General features: G+C 56.8%; 2 protein-coding genes. Both read left to right on the top strand.

Going from position 1 to position 21,444, the window contains the following annotated elements; genetic code table 11:
* Positions 1-128 precede the first annotated feature (128 nt).
* The gene (locus tag FJ404_03320) at positions 129-17,705 is read left to right on the top strand and encodes a hypothetical protein (GenBank protein MBM3821914.1); all 17,577 of its coding nucleotides are present in this window, start codon (positions 129-131) and stop codon (positions 17,703-17,705) included.
* Entirely contained in the window at positions 17,702-21,421 is a 3,720-nt protein-coding gene (locus tag FJ404_03315; GenBank protein MBM3821913.1) for an HYR domain-containing protein, read from the top strand. The genes FJ404_03320 and FJ404_03315 overlap by 4 nt, the downstream gene beginning before the upstream one ends.
* Positions 21,422-21,444 lie beyond the last annotated feature (23 nt).

Raw genomic sequence — 21,444 nt, 5'->3', positions numbered from 1 at the left:
TTCTCACCGAACGGTTGGTGGAGACACTGAGAGCTGCGAATGGTCCGCCTCAGGTTCAGGAGGGTTTGCAGAATCAAGTGAGGCTTCTAAAGGATGGAGAGATCCTTAAAGGCTCGGGTCAAAGTTCTTTGAACTTGATCAATGAGTCTGGCGTTCTCGCGCCCGGCTTTTCCCCTGGGGTCAGCAATTTTTCCAATTTTACGCAAGGTGTTGATGGCGTGTTGGAAGTGGAAATCAATGGCTGGAATGCAACCAACGCGCCAGTCGTTTACGATCAGGTTATTGCTTCGGGGAATGCCAGTTTGAACGGCAAGCTAACGATTTTACTTTCCGGGTTTACCCCGGTGGTGGGGCAAACATTCTCGATTGTTAAGTGGGGCGGAGTTAGGGTGGGGGAATTTTCCAAGTATTTCGGGACCACGATTCCTGGCAACAACCAACTGGCCCTTGTCCCGGAATACGATGATTTGGCGAAGGAGGTTCGGTTACGGGTCGTGAATACCCAGTTTGTCGTTCCCCAGGTCGAGAACGCACTCAACGATGTTGCCAACCTCGTCCAGAACCTTCTCAATGTCAGCCTCCCGGGTGAAAAGGAGCTAGGGCTGATTGGCCGTCCTATTGATGACCTGATCAACGCCAAGAACGCGATCCAGAATACCATTGCCAACGAAATTGGCAGCTTCGTCAATTCCCTGCCAACGCAGGCCCAGGTCACCCAGAAGTTTGAGGAATTGGATGGTGAGACGTTTGGGAATTTCCAGGTGCTGGTCGATTCCGTCTTGGGTCATTATTCCAAGCCCGGCGACCCGATTGTTTTCTATTCATGGGATCTGAAGATCATCATCAAAGAGGTCGAGTTGACGGCGTTGCTGGCGGATGGGTTGAATGAGGTGTTCGACATTGTTTTCGGTCCGGGGTCCAAGCTGACTCTCGAAAACACGGTCGAGCTCGACCTCACCATCGGGTATGACAGCGCACCCGGAATTCCAAGTCCTTTCGTTGATTTCAGGTCGGTCACCCTGAGGACCAAGGCGATCGCTGAAGGATTAGATCCTCTCCAGCTCATTCCGCCCTGGTTGGTCGGGAATCCGTTGGTCAATGTGGGGATGACCGGGGATGTCATCTTTGAGGCTTTTCTGACGTTTCAGGTGGATCCCAATCTTCCCGCGAACCCGGCGCTGACCTCTCCCGGGCCTGGTCATTGGCTGGCGGTCAATCCTCCAACCTTGCCCACTTTCGACAAGTTTGTGACGGTCAAAGGGAGTTCCCTGGATGCCACGCTGGTTTTGAACGCTTCCTTGAACGACCCCGTCAATTTGTGGGCTCCGTTCACCTTTGCCAAGTATGAAGGGGTTCACACGTTGCGCATCGTCGATCCAGATTTGTTTGATAGCGTGGATCCGGATCTGACGCTGATCATCGACGGTAAGCTGAAGGTCTTGAATCAAGAATTGAAAGGGGTGTTCACACTTTCCAAGGCGGGAGCCAGCACGGATATCGCGATCGATGCCGATGTTTCCAAATTGGATCTCAATATTTTCATGGGAGGTGGCCAGCCGATCCGGATTCTGAAGGCAACCGGGCAAGGGAACTTCCTCTTGAAAGGGAACGGAGATATGGCCGGGGAAATGGCCCTGACGATTGCCCCCGGCAATGGACCTGATTTGCCGAACATCGACAATCTGTCGGGAACGTTCAAACTGACCTTCAACAAGGCCAACACCCCGATCTCGGTCCCGCTGCCAGGAAATCAATCCGTGCTGATTCCGGGAGGAGGGCCCTACTATCGAATTGATGGGACCAACGTCGCTCTCGACTTGGGGATTCCGGACCTCGTCTTGCGCGCGAGCAAGTTCACCTTCGAGCCGAATGACGCCACCCCGGCCAATTTGGCTGATAACGAGCGAGATGTCGTCGTGGCAGTGGAGGGGCTTTCCTTTGACTTCGTATTGCCCGGGAACAATAAGCTCGTCAGCGTCACCAACGGCGCCGGTGTGCTGTTGATGACGAAAGTGGCGGGCGAGTCGGGCATGGTCGCCCAGATTACCTCGGCCAATGTGGCGGTGGATATCGTGGGGTTGGCGGGATTGACCGGGCAGTTCAGTGTGGGATTGAACGACTTCAATGTGCCGTTTTCAAGGCAAGTCAAAGTGCTGGGGACGACGAAGAATCTTAATCTCCCCAAAGGCAAATTTCTGAGAGTCGAGGCCACCAATGCCGCGTTGAGCTTGTTGGCGGGTCAAATGGGGGACGCCTTGACCCTCTCGGGCAATTTTGCCTTTGAGCGGCAGGAGGATCCGGACTTGGGCAAGTTCGTGACCATCGCTTTCAGCAATGTGTCGCTTCCTTTCCTGGATGGGGTCGATCAGCAGGTTTTGGTTCTGGACCAGATTTCGGGCATTTTTGTCAGCACCGATCAAGGGATCGCCGGTGAGGCCTCGGTTGGCAATTTCACTTTTGGAGCTCCCGGGGTGTTTAGTTTTACGACCAATCCAAACAGCGTCATTGGATTACAAATCAACACGACCACACAGGCCGTCAATCGCACCGTCATGCTGGGCGGCCAGAGCGTGAACTTGAACGTTGACATCGGCCCATTCATCAGGTTCCGCATGTTGAGGGTTAACCTGACGGTGGCGGACTTCGATGTGATTACCGGCGATTTCGGTGTCGAGCGGCGCCAGGCCGTGTCAGGGCAGGAAATGCTGACCGTCGCCGCGCGCAACGTGGATTTTAATTTGGGTCCGGTGGAGCCGTTCTTCGACATCCGGGATGGTAATGGGCTGTTTGTCATTAATAATGGCCAGTTTGCCGGCGCGGCTGAAGTGGTGGTGGATGTCATCAGCATTCCTTTTCTGGTCCTGGACGACGGGGATCCCGCCCCGGGCATCAAGTTGAGCTTCAATTTCAACAACAACGCGCTGAATGCGATCAATCAGGTGTTTGATTTCAGCGGGGCGTCCTTCTCCGGTGCTCCACCGGCACCACCCAGCCCGAGCTTCGCCCCGGCCCGTGAAGGCGCAGGACGATTTGCATTGGCGGATGACCCGCCCTTGCCTGTTCCGATTCCGATGGGGCAGGTGCCTTTGAGCATTCCCGCCGGTGACTTTTTCGAGGTCAAAGGGCCGCTCAGCATCGGGTTCAACGCTGGAGGAGGCGCCCAGAAACTCTCGGGTGTGTTCACTTTCACCAATGTCGATGCCAATGGTCAGAAGTTTCTCGGGGTTAAGGCTGAAGACTTGAGGCTGCAGATCAAAGCCGGGACGAAGGAAGTCATCTCCTTCCGCGAAGGGGCAGGGCAGTTCGCCATCAATCAGGTGGGATTCGGTGGGAAAGCCTCGTTGAAGTTTGAGTCGGGAATGATCGAGGTTGGCGGGGACATTGCCCTGGAAGTGAACACGACAGGGGGTCTATTCCAAGCCACGGAAGGCGGATACAATATTGTTCTAGCCACTCCGAACTACCTCAAGATTACGGTCAACGGTTTTATTGCCGTCGGTCCAGGTGCTTTCAATTTCAATTTCACCATCACGGTGGATTTTGCGGCCAACACCGTGATTTTCAGCGAAGTGGGCGCCTTGCCCGCGAACTTCCTGGTCAAGGTCGAATCCGATGGCGACATCATCCTGGGACCCGGTCTGCCCGATCTCCCTGACTTTTCCTCACTGGGCGAAGGCGACTTGCTGCCGATGGTCAAGCAGTTCATCAATTGGCTGGATCAGTTCCGGAATTCCTCCGTTTTCGACCTCCAGATTCCCTTCACCGGCGGCAAGAATCTTGGCGACGTGCTGGATTACGCCAATTGGTTCATTGCGAATGTTTATCCCAAGGTCGCCAGTGTGGAATTGCGGCCTGTGGCCGCTTACACCGACGCATCAGGAGCTCCACTGCCCCTGGCTCAGTTGCCCCTGGCTGGAAGTTACCCGGCCTTCAGTTTCAGCCTCCAGGTAGGCAAGTACGCGGCAGGATCCAACGAACCGGTTGTGATTGCGATGCCGGCCGGAGCGTTCGCGAATACGGCTCAGTTAGCCTCGAATCTTCATGCGAAAGTTTCGGCGGCGACGGGCGGGAAGGTCGTTGCCCGGGTGAACAAAAACGGCCAGCCGGTGTTCGCCTTGAGCGACGGTGAGATGCAGAAGCATTCGACTCTGGTTCTGACTTTCACCGGCGCGAATCATCCCCTGCAAAAAATGGGTTTCCGGACGAATCAGAACGCCGTGGAAGTCGAACGGGGCGCCATTGGTGACATGATCCAAGCGATTGGCGGCGCCCTGCTGGGGGTGAGTCCGCCACCCCTCGACCCCAACAGCAAGATGGTCTCATTCAACGCGACCATCAATAAGACGCTGCCGCTTTTCAATCTGCCCTTCAAATTTGGTGAGAACCTGGGTTTGATTGCCGAAGCCTCCCTCAACGGCAGTCTGAGCGCCTCGGCGCAACTGGGATTGAACCTCACGGTCGGGTTCGATTTCAGCGCGGTGGAAGTCCCGATGATCTTGTCCTCCCCGCTCGTTCCCATTCCTTCCAACGGCCGCCTCTCCGCAGACGCGCATTTCAGCGTCTTCCTCAATGGGGACACCATTGGAATTCCGATCACGCTCGCTTCCGCGGATACCGCCGCGTTCACCCGGATGGAACATCTGGTGAACTACGTGAACCAGAAATTCGGCGAGAAGAACTACCTCGGCCAGCCGCTCAACAAGTGGATCATTGCCCGCAAGGCCGCTCAGAGCATCGTGTTCATGGCGTTGCAGGAGGACTTGGACGGCGATGGGCATTTCGACAAGCTCAATGAGGACGACAACAACAACGGCAAGCTTGACGCGGGTGAGGACGATGATGGGGACGGCCGGCTCGACCTCAATGAGGACGCCAACAACAACAAGATTCTTGATGTTGGGGAAGACAAGGACGGAGACGGCATCCTGGATTCCGGGGAAGACCTCAACGGTGACGGGTCGTTTCAGAATCGGCTGGGAGTCATCAACCTGCTCGTCCTGGTCTCGCTCGCCAACGATCCGGCGGCCACCGAAATGGGGATTGGAACCGATCGAATTAATCTGGGTGGATTCGAATTTCTTGGCAGCGCGGCCAAGTCGTCGCTGAAAGGCCTCTTCATCGACAACGCCGAATTTTCGGCAACCTTGGACATCAACGGTCCCGCCACGGGGAAGGTTCGGATTGGCTTCCTTGATGTTGACATCAAACCCGGCAGTGGATTCCAAACCTCCCCGGACATCGGGCTGAGTCTGAAGATCAAGAACGGGGCGAACGGACAGACCCGCTTCTACATTCCGGAACTGATGAACGGGTTGTCCTCGCTGGATAACCTGGTCGCTGATCTTGAGATTACGGGAGGATTTTCGGCGCAGCTCAAACTCGGGATTGACCCGGCGCTGGGCTTGATTCTCCCGAGTGACGCCAACATCGGCATCCTCGTGCCGGACATCAAGAACCTGGCCTACAATCCGGAGCCTTATGCTCCAGGGAAGACGGGACTGTTCCTCACCTACACAGGGCTGAACGGTGTCCAGAATTTCAGCGACATCGGTTTCTTGCAGATCTTGCAAGCCCTCCGAGCCATCGTTTCCACCTTGTCCGAGTTTGAGGAGTTTGGATTCCTCAGCCAGGAGATTCCCTTCATCGAGATCAGCCTGGCAGACATGCTGAAGTGGGCGGAGAAGATTGCAGACGTCGTGGATGGAGTCGCTTCAGGCAACCCGAAGAGCCTTCAGAAGATGGTCGGCATCTTCCAACAGAAGATCGAGGAACTCTTCCACATCAACGGACGCAATCAGAACATCTTCAAGATCTTGGTGGAAGACACACCCAGCCCGGTGCCCACCGTGGTGTCGGGCAACGTGGAGGCTTTGTTCAATCCGGCTGGCGAACGAAACGGACTTAAATTCAAGGCCAACGGCACGGGTCTGGCCAATGCCCGCATTCAGATTGTGGGAAGCACCGAAGCGAGCGGGGGGCAGGCGCTGGCTGACTGGAATGCCGCGACCAAGGTGCTCACCATCAAAATCGATTCGGGAGCCACCACCGCCGATGTGATTCTGACGAAAGTCAACGCCCTGGGATCTCCCTGGACGGTGTCCCTCACGGAGGGGTTGGGCACTGGCTTCGTCCATCGCACCGCGATCAAGGTGCATCTCAATTTTACCACGGGCTTTGGCAAAACCATTCCCCTCCAGGTGAACTTGCAGAAACTGGTGAGCAAGATTGCCGGTGATAACAGTCCCGCCGCGGAGATTCTCTCCCAAGTCACCAGCTTCATCCATATCGAGGGCGATGGGCTTTTGACCGTGGGAGCCTACGCCGGAGTCGTCGTGGATTTCGGACTCGATATCACCAATCCCAAGGGCATCAAGCCATTTATCTACGACACCACCAAGGCTTCTTTGAAGCTGGAAGTTCTGGGAACCGGACTTGAGTTTGAAGCCTCCTTGGGATCCGTGGTTGGAATCTTTGTGCGCGACGGCTCGGTCACCCTCGACGCCGATGGGGATCCTGACACCGAAGGCAAAGCCGAACTCTCTATTGGATTCAAGGATAACAATGGCGACAATCGACACTACTTCAACGAGGACCTTTTCGATCCCGAGAGCTTTGGCATTACGGCCCGAGCGGGGTTGACGGCAGACCTCCCCATCTTCGCCCCCCTTGAAAGCAAACCGCTCGGCAGTGACGCGGATGCCGATGGGAACGGGTATCCCGACAACCATCTGGTGGTGGATATTCCGGATCTCGTCCGGCTTTTCTTCCCGGATCAGGCGAATAATCCGACCGCGACCGTCCAAGTTCGCGGCAATCACAACGATTTCATTGTCAGCACTTCCGATTTGGCCAAGGACAAATTCAAGGTTGCCTTGATCCACAACCCGGCGGTTGCTCCAAAAGCGAATTACGACGCGGGCAGCAACACGCTGAATTTGACCCTGAACAGCGGGGTCACGACGGCCCAGCAGATGATCACGGCGATCAACTCGCAAGCGCCCACCTTCACGGCGGTGGCGACGGCGGATGATGATGGCCAAGCAGCCACCACGACCAACAATTCGACGGGCAAGCTGGCCAAGACCACCATTTCGACCCCGGACTTCAGCCAGCTTTTCAACAATCTGGATTTGTGCGCGATCCTTGATGCCAGCGCCGGGCTGTTCCTTGATGGCTTGGACAGCGCGTTGAAGTTCATTCAGGACGGTCTGAACGACGCCGTGGGCGATCTCGATCTGCCGTTGATCGGGGACGGGCTGGCGGGAACCGCCAACTTCATCCAGGATTTCCGCGAGGGCTTGCTGGCGGACTTGCGCAACGCCATTGCTCAGAACGGAGGCAGCGCGATTGAGACCATCAAGAGCGCTTTGAAGCAGGTCATTTGGAATATCCTGGGCAAACCGGGAGCGGACCTGCTGGTGGATCCGGCCACCGGAGTTCCCTTGGAAACCTTCCAGCAGATTGATATCGAGCTCGATTGCGACAACGGGCTGGAGGTCAATTTGCGGCTGCACAAGGCCTTGTTCAGTTTGGACACGGGGGACGCCTTGAATATCGATGTGGGTGTTCCCGGGTTTGGACTTGAACTCGATGGCAGCCTGCAGTTGCAACTCGCTTTCGACTTCAAGTTCGGATTTGGACTTAACAAGAAGGACGGATTCTACTTCGTCACCTCCGGCACCCCCAGCCTGCCCTCGGTCAATATCAACGACGTCAATAGTTCAGCGAAATCGACGGGCGCCGAACTCTTCTTGGGCTTCAGCATTACTCCGAAGATCGCCGGCAGCGCCCAGCTCTTCTTCCTTCAACTGGATGTGAAGGACTTGGGAAGTTTCTTCAGAGGTGGTTTTGAGATCGACCTGAAGGATCCCAATAACGACGGCAAACTGACCTGGGCCGAGCTTTCCTCTCCAGGACTGGATTTTGGCAAAGTCTTCGTTCCCAAGCTTGGCGCGGAAGCCAACGTGGATTTGCAGGCCGCGTTGAGTTTTGGCGGAAACGCGAATTTCCCGAGAGTGCTCGCCAATTTCCACCTCGACTGGAGCTGGGACCTCAACGAAGGGCAGCAAGGACCCAATGTCTCCATCGACGAGATCTACCTCGATCTGGGTTCTTACATTTCCGATTTTCTGGGGCCGGTCTTGGGAAAGATTCGTGAATTCGTACAGCCGGCGGATCCGATTCTGGAAATGGTGACCACCCCGCTTCCGATCATCAGCGATTTGCTGGGCAAGCCGATCACCTTCCTCGACCTGGCGGAGGCGTTCGGTTACCTCGATCCCGGAACTCGGAAGTTCATTGAGGTCATCAAGCAGGTTGTCGACATCATTCAGTTGGTTGGAAACTACGACGGCAAGAGCCTGCTCATTCCGATGGGAGCGTTCGAGATGATCGCAGACATTGGGGGAGGCAAACCCAAGGTCAATCCGGCGGGTGAGCTGTTCGGGAATTTTCAGCAGGATTTGGAATCGATCCAAAATGCCAATCCGGGCGTGGGCGGGACGGAGACGAGCGATACCATTGGGTTTATGGGCAAACTGGATGCTTCGGTGTTCCATTTCCCCATTTGGGATAACCCGGCGGAGATCTTTGGATTGTTCACCGGCGAAGCGGTGCGTCTGATCGAGGTGCGGCTGCCGACCTTCAAGTTCGAATTTACCTACGTTCAGAAGATCCCCATCTACGGGCCTTTGTATGCCCGGTTCGGCGGCACGGTCGGCGCCGAGCTTACCTTTGGGTTTGGCTACGACACCTTCGGGATTCAGAAATTCATCTCATCGGCGGAGAAGAACGTCCTGGATATTTTTGACGGCTTTTACATCATCGATTTTGACGAGGCAGGGAATGAGCGTCCCGAAATTCGGCTTTACGGTGAGATTTTCGCAGGAGCCTCCATTAACCTGGGCGTGGCAGAGGCGGGAGTCGAGGGTGGCGTCCGGGTCACGGTCGATTTCGACCTGAATGACTTCAACGACGACGGACGCATCCGGATCAGCGAGCTCATCGCCCTGGCGGAGATCGATCCGCTTTGCCTCTTCAATATTCACGGCAAAGTGGATTTGTTCCTCCGTGCATTCTTGCGAGTCGATCTGCTGCTCTTCTCAATCGAAGCGGAATGGGAGTTCCTCACCGTCACCCTGTTTGAATTCGAATTCACCTGCCAGTTGCCGGTCCCGGCCAGCAAGAGTGGGAGCACCCTGACGTTGCATATCGGTGATGACGCCGATAAGAGGCTCGCGCTGGACACGAAGGACGGTGCCGAGCGATTTATAGTCAAACACATCGCTGACGAGGCCGAAGGCGAGACCGTTGAAGTCAATTGGGAAGGCTTCGTGGAGGAGTTTAAGGGGATCAAGAAGATCTATGTGAAGAATGCCGGGGAAAAGAATGACTATATCGATCTTCGCGGCACGACTTCATCCGTGGATATTCGGCTAGGGGAGGGGAGTGACACCCTGTTGTTAGGAAGCGGAGGCGGATTCGTGGATGGCGGCACAGGCAACGACACCATCACGGGTGGAGGCACGGGCTTGGAGATCCGCGGCGGCGCCGGGGCGGACACCATCCTGGTTTATGGCAAGGCCAGAGTTTACGGAGATGACGGCGCGGATAAAATCACCGGCAGCGATGACGACGACACCCTTGACGGCGGGGAAGGCGCCGACACGATCTTATCAGGCGCGGGCAACGACGTGATCGAGGGCGGAGGGGGGAACGACTATATCGACGCGGGGTTGGGCAACGACATCGTGAAGGGGGGCGATGGAGCCGATGAGATTCTCGCCGGGGACGGCGATGACGTCGTCCGGGGCGGCGGTGGCGACGATCTCATCCTCGGCGGTTCCGGCCACGACGTCTTGATCGGCGACAACGGGAACGACCAGTTGTTCGGGCACAGCGGCATTGATTTGCTCGTGGGTAGTACCGTCAAGTCCTGGACACCCAACTGGGTATCCAACACAGCCCAAATCCTGGCCAGTGGGGTGAACCTGGAGGATATCGGATATCAGGATGATCCGGTTCAGTCGGACGATGATTTCATCATTGGCGGAGGGAATTACGACTTCCTGTTCGGGGGGCGGGGGGATGACTTCCTTTTCGGTGGCAATTTCTTCGTGAGCGGGCAGAGCGAAGTCATCGAGGAAGATGACAATGACTTTGCGGATGGCGGGACAGGGAACGATCAGTTGTTTGGGGATGACGCCCAAGGAAAGACCGGCGACCGGGACACCGGCATCGCCGTGCGTTCGGTGGTGTGGCTGGACATGAACGGCAACAGCATTCGGGACGAAGGTGAACAAGGCGTCGCCGGGATCATGGTCCAAATCTTTTCTCAATCCGATCCCAGCTTCGCCGACAAGACGACCACCAAGGAGGACGGATCCTTCAAGTTTACCGGACTGGATCCGGATAAGTACTGGCTCAAGTTCACCACGCCTTACAACACGGTGACGGGCAAGGGGCTGAAGTTGGTGACACCCAATGCCACAGGGAATGAGAATGCCGATAGCGATGCCGTTCCCATCAATGCGGCTAATCCGCACATTGGGCTCACGCCGACCTTTCAATTGCATGTGAACCAGACGCTGAGCACCATGAGCGCCGGGGTGATCGGCGAGGTGGTGCTGGCGATCGCTGAATCCTCCGTGGATGAAGGGGCCAGCGCGACCGGGGCCATGCCATTCTCGTTGAGTCTTTCCCGCGCGGTCCAGTCCTCCGTTTCGGTCCGATTCCGCACCTTTGACGCCACCGCAAAGTCCACCGGTGTTCATAAGGATTTTGTGGCCGTAGATCAGATCATCACCTTCGAGCCTGGAGAAAGAAACAAGACGGTCTCGGTCCCGATTTTGGGCGACACGATGTACGAAGGACGCTTTGAGCAGTTCAGCGTCATGCTCAGCCAGATCAGCTTCCCGAACCAGGACCCGGTCTTCTTCCAAAATGGCGGCCAGGCCAGTTTTACGGTGATCGGCACGATTGTGGGCGACGACGCTCCGCCCGAGTTGAGCATCAGCGATTACGTCGCCGAGGACAAAGCGAACAAGCCTGCGGTCGAAAACACACCGGCCACCTTCGTCGTACGGTTGTCGAATCCGAGCCATGATGTCGTCACCGTGAACTGGCAGACCGTGGACGCGGCAGCTTTCGAGGCTTCCGGCCAAGACCATTATGCCAGCACGGGCCTGGATTATCTTCCTGGAGGCGGAGTGCTGGTTTTCCTGCCGGGCGAGGTCGAGAAGTCACTTAAAGTGACCTTGTTGCAAGATTCGGTGGACGAGTACGAGGAACGATTCTTCGTGGAGCTGTACAACGCCCAGAAGGCGCTGCTGGCGGACAAGCACGGTGTGGGTGTGATCGCGGACGATGACGGTCCGGTGCGCGCCTTCCTGGCGTTGGATCCCATTTACCAAGTGGACGGTCTGCCCAATAAGACACGCGTCTTTGAAGGGGGAGCGGCCATCTTTGAGGTCAGGTTGCTCAATCCCAGCGAGAAGGACGTGTATGTGACGTACGCGAGCAATCAAGGCACCGCCGTTTCCGCCCTGCCTTCCCTGACGATGTTGTTAACCCAGGAGCGTCCGGACTTCATCTTCGCGCCGGATCCCAGTGCCCTGCCCAAGGACCAGAAGTTGCATTTCAAGCCTGGTGAAACCGTGAAGCATCTCCTGGTCGAGACGTTGAATCAGGATCTCCATCCGGAAGGCGTCGAGACCTTCTTCATCAATTTGACGGCGGCCGAAAATGCAGTCATTACCCGCAATCACGGTATTATTGAAGTCGTGGACAACGACTCGGGTTTGGAGGGCAACCATCCCATCAGCTTCGCGAAGACGAACTTCTATGTGCACGAGTATGAAGATTTCGCCGAAATCACGCTGATCAAGAGCGCGGGTGTTGGCGCCGCCACGGCAGTTTTCAATACTCAGGACATCACCGCCACCCATCTCGAAGATTACGAAGGCGGCACTTATATCGTGTCCTTCGCGCCTCACGAGTTCGTCAAGACCGTCGCGATTCGCGTCGGCAATTTCGACGATCACAAGTGGGAGGGCACGGAGAAGGTGGCGTTGAGCATGAGGGGCTTTACGGGCAAGCCCGCCAGTGCGGCGCCTTTCAAGGCCACGCTCCACATCTTGGACAATGAGAACAAGCCCGGAGTCTACCTCGTTGAATCCGAGGTTGAAGTGACGGAAGGGAACAATGTCAAAGTGGTGTTTCACCTGCGTTCCACCGACAATCTGACCGACATCAAGGTCTTCTATAAAACGGTAGATCTGACGGCGTTTGATGGTTTGGATTACACGGGCAGCACCGGCTCCGTTGTCTTGTTCCCCGAAATCGACGCCAACTATTCCTACGGCCAAATCGAAATTTTGGTGAAAAACGACGTTGCTCTCGAAGCTCCTGAGAACTTCGGCCTCTGGTTGACGGGCGTCGAACACGCAGAGTTACTGCAGACCAAGGGCATCGCCACCATCCGCGACGACGAACAAGACGAGGTGAAGGGCTATGTGTTCCTCGACGCCAATGGCAATGGATTCTTCGATTTCAACGAACGCGGCTTGGAGGGTGTGATCGTCGCGATCAGCGATGGAGACAACAATCTCTTTGAATTCGCGGAAACCGATCACGATGGCCTGTATATCGCGCATGCCTCGCAAGGAAAACTAGTGATCCAGGTCATCGAAAGCACCTTGACCATCAAAGATCCCAGCCAGACTGAGAAAAAGTTTTACTCTGGATTCATTCTGACCACCGACAATGATTCGCAGACGATTAACTTCCTGGGGGGTAGCGGATTGGAACTTTTTGAGCCGGTCGGTTACAAAACCAAGGGATTGCGCCTGGGGCGAGTTGATAATCCCGAACCCGTGGGGCGGGGAGGAACGGATGACACCCTGTTTGGCGGCCCCGGGAACGATCATATCGACGCCGGAGCGGGAGACGACCATGTGGTCGGGGGGCATTGGCAGACCGCAACGAACCACTGGTCGCCGATCAACCAAGGTGTTTACGATGCCAAGATTCGCGCGCTGGACCCGCTCAATCCTCCGCCCGGCCAGCAATATGAATGGTTGCGTCCATTGAACGGATTGATTTTCGACGTGAAAACGGCGGGCATGGGCAACAACGCCACCGTCTCAGGCCAGGTTTGGCTGAAGGACGGGGCCTTGCCGTTGATCCCCTACGGGGGCATGAACATCAATCTGTTGGATGACAAGGGCAACATTGTGGACACCGTGAAGTCCAGCGTGGCGATCAATGGCAATTATGCGTTCAACGGCGTGTTTCCCGGCAAATATCAACTCGAGTTCGGTCTGCCCCCGGGATATTCGACCGCGTCGGCTATCGATCCGGATGATTTCCGATCCGCCGTGTTCGATCTCAACGACACCCCCGCCAATCCTGACTTCAGTCTCAACGTGACCATCGAGAAGGGTCCGCAAGTGCCGGCGTCGGACGTGGTGGTGTTCCACAAGCCGGTCTATTCCGTGGGCCAGGCGGATGAGGACAGCCTCGCGGTCATTAAACTGGTGCGAGGGGAGGCAACGCGCAGGGAAGCGGTTGTCCTGTGGACGGAAGAACTTGTAGGCCCGAACGCGGCAAAGGAGAATGAGCATTACAAGCCAATCCGGAGGGTCGTGAACTTTGAGATCGGACAGTTCGAACGCACCCTTTCCATTAAAATTCTCGCCGCTGGGGAAATTGAGGAATGCAAATCCGTGGTTTTGCGCCTGAACCTCTACACGGCTCCGGGCGAGAAACTGGCGCAGGCTCCCCTTTACATCAAGGATGTGGCCGGAGCCATTGAGGACAATGACACCATTCAGGCTGGGGACGACTGGGATCTGATTTTGGGTGACTCGGGCTACATCCCACGGCACCTGCACCCCGGACGATTCTTGCAACCCGCCCCGGATGATCCAGCCCCACCTCCGGTTCTGAACCCTTACAACGAGCTCATTTTCTCCGGCGGTCCGGGTGATGACTCCATCGACGGGGGACGAAACATTGATCGCATCTTCGGCCAGGGCGGAGAGGATTTTATCACCGGGGGTTACGGCCTGGACATCATTGATGCCGGATTGGGCAACGACTTCATCGCCGTCAGTTGGGGCGACGATATCATCGAGGGAAGTTTCGATCGTGACATTTTGGAGGGAACGCGCGATGCGCATCACTCTGTGCAGCGAGGCGCCGGACCCGGCGGGGCTGATCTCCTGCACTTTGACCTCCCGGGAATCAACTTGGACACCACCATCACCTTTAAGGGCATCGAACACCTCAAGTTGGTGGGCGGCGTGGCGAGCAATCTCTTCACGCTGACGAATTGGAGCGGTTCGGCTGAAATCTTCGGCTTTTTCGGCGACGACCGGATTCTGGTTGATCACAATACCGACATGAAGCTGAAGGACGGAGTGGGCGAGTCCCTCACGCTCCTCTCGCCCGTGGCAAAATTCATTCTTCCAGAGATTTCGACCGCAGACGCCTCCGAGGATGGGCCGACGAAATCATTGATCCTGGCCAACGAGACCTCAGCTCCATTGTCCGACATGATTGGCGTGAGTCCCGCGAAGACCGGACTTGGGTTCCAGCAGATCGGGAAGTATCTCAATGGCCACGATCGATCGAGTCTGACACTCGGGAATGGCTCCCTCTATGTGATTACCGGGGTGGAGAGCGCGCACTTGGTCGGCGGTGCTTCCGACAATGTGCTGGATGCGTCGGGGTATTCCGGCGACGTCACCTTCCAGGGCAAGGGTGGCAATGACGAGATGATCGGTGGCAAGGGAGATGACGTATTTGTTTTCACGAATGCCGACACGGGAGTGGATACGGTCACGGGCAATGGCGATGGCGCGTCCGCCGCCTCGGACAAGGGATTTGACACCCTGGATTTCACCGCATTGAGCCACAATCTAACCGTGGACGTGCATATTCTGAACGTCGCCCGGGAGGTTTGGTTGGGGGGGCCGCTGTCTCTCATCTTCGGGGATGAGGATATTGACGCCCTGCTGGGAGGAAGCGGCGACGACCTCCTGATCGGCAACGCGCGAGACAATGTGCTATTGGGAGGGCTGGGGAACGACCGTCTTGAAGGCCGGGAAGGAAGTGAGACCTATCGTTTCGATGCCGACTTGCCATGGGGGGTGGAAACGATCGTCGAGAATCTCGGCGACCCGGGCCGCGATGTGCTGGATTTCTCCCTGACGAGCGGTGTGGCGGTGAATGTCGACTTGAACTCGCTGGCTCCGCAGCCGGTGGGTGGATTGACCCTGGTTCTTGGGGCAGGTGGTTTTGAGGAGATTCGGGGAGGGGACAAGAACGACACTCTCAAAGGTAACTCGGAATCGAATACCTTTTACGGGGGACCAGGGGACGACACGCTGATTGGGCGTGAAGGCGATGACATTTTCCATCCCGGCGCCGGATTCGACACGATCGGAGGCGGTGAGGGCGTGGATCTCTTGATCGAATCCGGTAATGTCCACTTCGTCCTCAACAACGCGAACCTCTTCAAGAGCAACGGCGAGATCGAATCACTCAATTCGGTTGAAGCGGCGGAGTTGAAAGGGGGCGAAGGGTCGAACACGTTCAATCTCACCGGCTGGAGTGGCAGCGCGAAGATTACCGGGGTCGGGCTTGGTGCAGACCAATTCCTCATGCAAGCCGCCGGGGACTTCAAGTTGCTGAACTTGGGCGCATCGGATGTCCGTGTCGAATTGGATCGCGCCGCTGTTGACGGAGTGGCCGATCAGGCATTCGAGTTGCTGGGCATCGAGAGGGTGGAGCTTACCGGCGGGGCCACCGACGATCTGATGGACGCCTCGGCATTGAGCCTGAATCCTCAAAGCCAGCCCAGGATCATGGTGACGCTCAAAGGCGGGGCCGGGAACGACACCCTGATCGGTTCGCCATGGGCCGATACTCTGAAGGGAGGAGAAGGCGATGATGTTCTGTCGGGTGGAACGGGGGATGATGTTCTCGATGGCGGAGCCGGCACCGGCGACAAAATTGACATCGTCAAAGACGCAAAGCTCTTCGTGCTGGTCAACAACGCGATCGTCATCGATGACGATCCGTTGACTCCGGAATCCGAGTTCGACCAGGTCGCTCAGGTGGAATTGATCAAAGTGACCGGCGGTCCGGGCGACAACGTCTTCGATGTGACCGGCTGGACGAACGGGCCTATTACCATCGATGGCGCGGGACAGATTTTCGGGGACACGGTGAAGCTGGAAGGGGACCATGATTTTACCATCACCGACGCGGGCATTCTCCTGGCGGGCGGTGCGGGACAGGTTGTTTTTACCGGCATTGAGCGCGCGCTGCTGACGGGGGGCGACGGCGACAACGTGCTGGATGCGCGAGGATACTCGGGGCAAGCGGTTCTCTTCGGCATGAATGGAAATGATGTGCTCTATGCTGGAACAGGGATCCATGCGCTTGCTGGTGGCGACGGCGCGGACACGCTGGTCAGCGGCCCCGGCAACTCAATTCTGCACGGCGGAGATGGAGACGATCTCTATGTCTTCGACGCCGACAGCGCCTTAGGACTTGATGTGCTTGCCGATTCGGGGGGCACCGACACCCTTGATTTCGGGAGCACCACCACCCTGGGAATCGCGTTGAACTTGGCGTCCAACGCGCTGCAGGTGGTGAACGCCCATTTGCAGCTTCAGTTGCCGGGACCGGCCTGGGTTGAAAATGTGAAGGGAAGCCAGAACAATGACTCCCTCACCGGAAACGATTTGGATAACGTCCTTGAGGGGAACAAGGGAGTGGACACCCTCAACGGAGGCCTCGGGAAGGACCGCCTCGAGGGCGGGGATGAAGCGGATGTTCTGGACGGGGGCGGAGGGGATGATTTTCTCGTCGGCGCGGGAGGAAATGATCAGCTCAATGGCGGGTTGGGAAATGACATATTCGAATTCGATGCCGATGACAACCTGGGCAGCGATTTCCTCGCGGATGATGGCGGCTTGGACACGATTACCTTCGCCAAGACTGAATCGAGAAGCGTCACGTTGAATCTTGGAGTCTTCGTCCCGCAGCCGGTGACGCCGAATTTTACGCTGCAGATCATCGGTCCGTTCATTGAGAGCGTTGTGGGTGGAGCCATGGCGGACACCCTGACTGGAAACAACCTGAACAATTTCATCATGGGCGGCGGCGGTTCGGACCTGCTGGATGGCGGCTTGGGCATTGATATCGTCCGTGAAACGAGGGATGCGGATTTTGTTCTGACCAATACCCAGCTCAAGATCGGTTCTGAAGTCGATACCCTGGTGGGATTCGAACAAGCCCTTCTGACCGGTGGTTCCAGTAACAACACGCTGGATGCTTCCGGGTTCGCCGGCCGGGTTGTATTGTCAGGCTTGGGCGGGGTGGACACGCTCATTGGGGGTTCGTCGAACGACATCCTGATCGGCGGGGACGATGCGGATTATCTCGAGGGCCGTGGCGGGTTTGATATTCTGCTGGGGGGCAAGGGTAACGATTTCTATCTCTTCAATCTTTCGAACATGCTGGGGATTGATTCGATTTTGGAAGCAGACGGCGAAGGGGTGGACACCCTGGTCGGGTTCAATCCAGGGCAGGTCAATCTTGCGAACAATGGCGTTCAGGTGATCAGTCCGAACCTGAGCCTCGTGTTGTCGAATCTCAACGTGGAGTTGTTGCTCCTCAGTCTGACGCCATGAAAACGATTCGGCACTTTTGCGGGTTCCTGCTGGCTTGGGCATCGCTGGCGTGGAGTGTCGAGGTTCAGGGGCAGCTTCGATTTGTGACCGTGGTGCCCGCGGCCGCCAACACGACGTTTGCGGATGAGGATGGAGATTTTCCCGCTTACATCGAGATTCGGTCGCTGGAAACCGGCATCCTCTCCGGCCATTATCTCACGGACGACCCAAAGGTTCCGAATAAGTGGCAGTTTCCGGCGGGGTATGCGCTGACCTCAGGCCAGACTTTGCGGCTGTTCGCCTCGGGTAAAGACCGGCGTCCCGCCGGGCCGAACGGAAAGCTGCACACCAATTTCGGCTACGATTGCAGCGTGCCTTACTCGGGATTGTTTACGATTCAACTGGCCCAGGCCCACACCTTCAGTGATCCGACCAATCGATGTTTCTGCAACGGGCTGCAACTGCTCCAGAAGGGAGCCGTGGCCCGGACGCTGATTCCAACCAACAACATGGGCATGGATTGGGTGCTCGCCAGTTTTTCGGATAAGCATTGGATTCGCGGAGTGACTGGAGTGGGGTTTGATGTCGGGGAGAACCCGTTTCGACAACAGGTGATTTTGCACCACACCTTCGACAAACCCGACCTCAATGCCACTCAGGTTCTGGATAAGAGCGGACCGTTGCTGCATCATGGCACGATGGTCGGGGGGGTTAGCCAAGGGGCCGGACGCATTGAAGAGGGATTCGGGTTTTCAGGGGATGCCGGGGACCAAGTCAGGGTCGCGAATCACGTGGAACTGGATCCCGGGGCCGGTTCGTTTACGGCCGCGATTTGGTTTCGCCCCACGCGAGAGCAGGCGAGCACCGTCGGGCAGACCTACACGGAAGTGATGGTTTCGAAGCAACCTGCCGGGGCGGCGACAGCGCTGCCTTCGGGATGGCGCATCTATCGCACGCAAGCCTCCACTTTCGTTCAGGTTGTGAGTCCCGCGGGTGCCAAGACGATCACTCTGGGTCCCACCGCCCCCAACACGTGGCATCATGCCGCACTCGTTGTGAACCGAAGTGCCGGGCAGGTCGTGGGTTACTTGAATGGGAAAAGAATCGGGATGGCCGCGTTGACTTCGCAAGCATTGGACACGATTGTCAGCCAGGCGGACCTCTTCGAGGGCAGAGATCTGGCCGGTCAGTTTCCTTATACAGGCCAGTTGGACGACTTCATCATTTGGGGAAAGTCACTGGAGGATTCGCAGGTTGAAGCGGTTTTTGCCGCAGGGATGCAGGGGTTGTCGGTTTTGGACGAGGATTTCAATGCGGGACCGGGTCCAGGCCAGCTTTATAGCGGTTTGATCGGGACCGACGTGCGTGTTCCCATGCGAGGCAAGAATGCTTCGGCCTTCATCCGGGTGCCGTTCAATGTGCCCGTTTCGCCCTCGCTGGCGACGGGCTTGAAACTGAGAATGCAATATTCCGACGGGTTCATCGCCTATTTGAACGGGGCTGAGGTGGCGAGGCGGAACGCGCCGGAAAACACGACGTGGAATAGCAAAGCTCCAATCGATCGACCGGATGCCGAGGGATTGGTGGCGGAAGACATTGATTTGAGCGATTACCTCGGTGTTCTGAAATCCGGCGGAAACGTGCTGGCATTTCATGGATTGAGCCATGATTCCAACGCCCGGCGATTCCTGATTCTCCCCACGCAGCTCTGCTTGGAATATGATCGGGGAGCCACCGGCGGTGATTGTGCCAAGCGGACGAATGGCAGGGACTTTTGGATCGCCTTTCCCGAAAACTACGCGCAGGAACCCGACACGCCCCTTGCCTTGAGTTTGATCATCGCGGGCCCACCCAAGACCGTGGGGGTGGTGGATCTTCCTGGATACTCGATTTCGGGTTTCCCAAAGAGTTTTTCCATCCCCGCGGAGGGCTCCCTCACCGTCGCGATTCCCTCGGTGCTGGAATTGAGAGGACCCGAGCAGATCGAGCACAAAGCGATTCGTGTCACGGCTTCCGCGGAGGTCGCCGTTTACGGGACAACTCGGATGGATTACACGACGGACAGTTTTTTGGCGCTGCCGGTGAAATGTCTGGGTTTGGAATATTGGATTTCGGCTTATCCGAACGTTTTTAACGGCATTCCGATTTTGAACGGCACGCAATTTGCCATCGTCGCGGTAGCCAACAACACAGAGGTAACCATCACGCCTTCCGGCAAGGTCGGTTCGCACCCGGCGGGAACTCCGTTTGTCGTCAAATTGAAGCGGGGTGAGACCTATCAATTGCGGAATGAGAACGGCAAGCCCGCCGATCTGACGGGAACCCGCCTTGTCGCCAACAAACCCATCTCGGTATTTGGGTCGCACCGCTGCGCCAATGTCCAATCGGTGAATCAATTCTTTTGCGACGTGGTTGTCGAGCAGTTGTTGCCGGTCAATTTGTGGGGGACCAGCTATCTGGTGGCTCCTCTGGCGACCCGCCTGGGCGACACGCTGCGCATCCTTTCGGCGGAGGATAAGAATCTCGTGACCTTGGCGAGCAGCGACGGAAATCAGAGTTTCAATCTCGACCGGGGTCAGTTCAAAGATGTGTTCATCAAATCCGCAACGCGTGTGAATGCGCGCGGGCCCGCTTTGGTGACCCAGATTTCATCCAGTTCGGACTTCGACCACGTGGTTCACGCCGATCCTTTCACGACCCTGATACAGCCGGTGGAGAGCTGGTTCTTTGATTACCGAATCCAGACCCCCAAGGCGGTGGATTTCGAGGCCAACTATGTCAATATCGTGGCCCGCAATTTGACGGAGCTGAACAGCACGACCCTCAATGGTCTGGGATTGGGGGCGTGGAATCCCGCGGACATCACCAAGGGAAGTTTTGTGGGTGGGGGGGCGGTCTATGCGCAGGTTCGGTTGCAACCGGCCACCGCCTATTTCATCCGCGGGAAAGGGCCCATCGGGCTGACAGGATACGGTTTCTCCGAGTTCGATTCGTATGGTTATCCGGGTGGAATGGAATTCACGAACTTCGATGGGCCGCTCATGAGTTGTCCGCCGGAGGTCACTTTGCACTGTCAGAAGCCGGTGAATTCAACCACGGGACAGTCGCCATGCGTCGCGTCGACGCCGGATTTCGTGTCGTCCATGGACTTTTTTGACGACTGCACGCCCGTGAACCGGCTGAAGATCACTCAGTCCCCGGCGCCAGGGACACCGCTGCCGATCGGCAAACATCAGGTGGTGGTTTCGGCTTCGGACTCCAGCGGCAATTCCACTCAATGCGTGGTGGTCGTCACCGTCGAGGGACCCTGGGAGGAGAAAAATTTTGGCGCTTCCACGGCTTCCAATCTTTCGCTGAAGAGCACGGTTTGGGGACCGGAGGCGGATCCGGACGCCGACGGCATTCCCAACGCGATCGAGCAAGCCACGGGAGCGGACCCAAAACTCAAGACGACGGTCTTGGATATCTTGAAACTCTCAATCGCCACGGAGGGGGGTGTTCAGTTCCTGAAGGTATCCTACAAGCGCCCCATAGGTGGGAATGGCATCGAACTGGTGTTGGAAGGTCGCACGGATGCCGAGGGAGCCGATTGGAAATCAGGTCCGGACATCTTCCAATTCTTGGGCGATGAGACGATCCCCATGGGAGCTTACGAGCAGGTTTTCTACAAGGCGGTTGAAACCGTTGGGAAGCTGGCGGAGCAGCTTTATTTCGTTCGATTGCGAACCGGACCGTGAGGAGCTTTTGAGCAAGGGTGGAG

It is taken from the genome of Verrucomicrobiota bacterium (genome assembly GCA_016871495.1).
In the GTDB taxonomy this organism is placed as follows: Bacteria; Verrucomicrobiota; Verrucomicrobiia; order Limisphaerales; family VHDF01; genus VHDF01.
The sequence above is the reverse complement of the archived record's forward strand: the minus strand, read 5'-3'. Positions and strand labels throughout refer to the sequence as shown.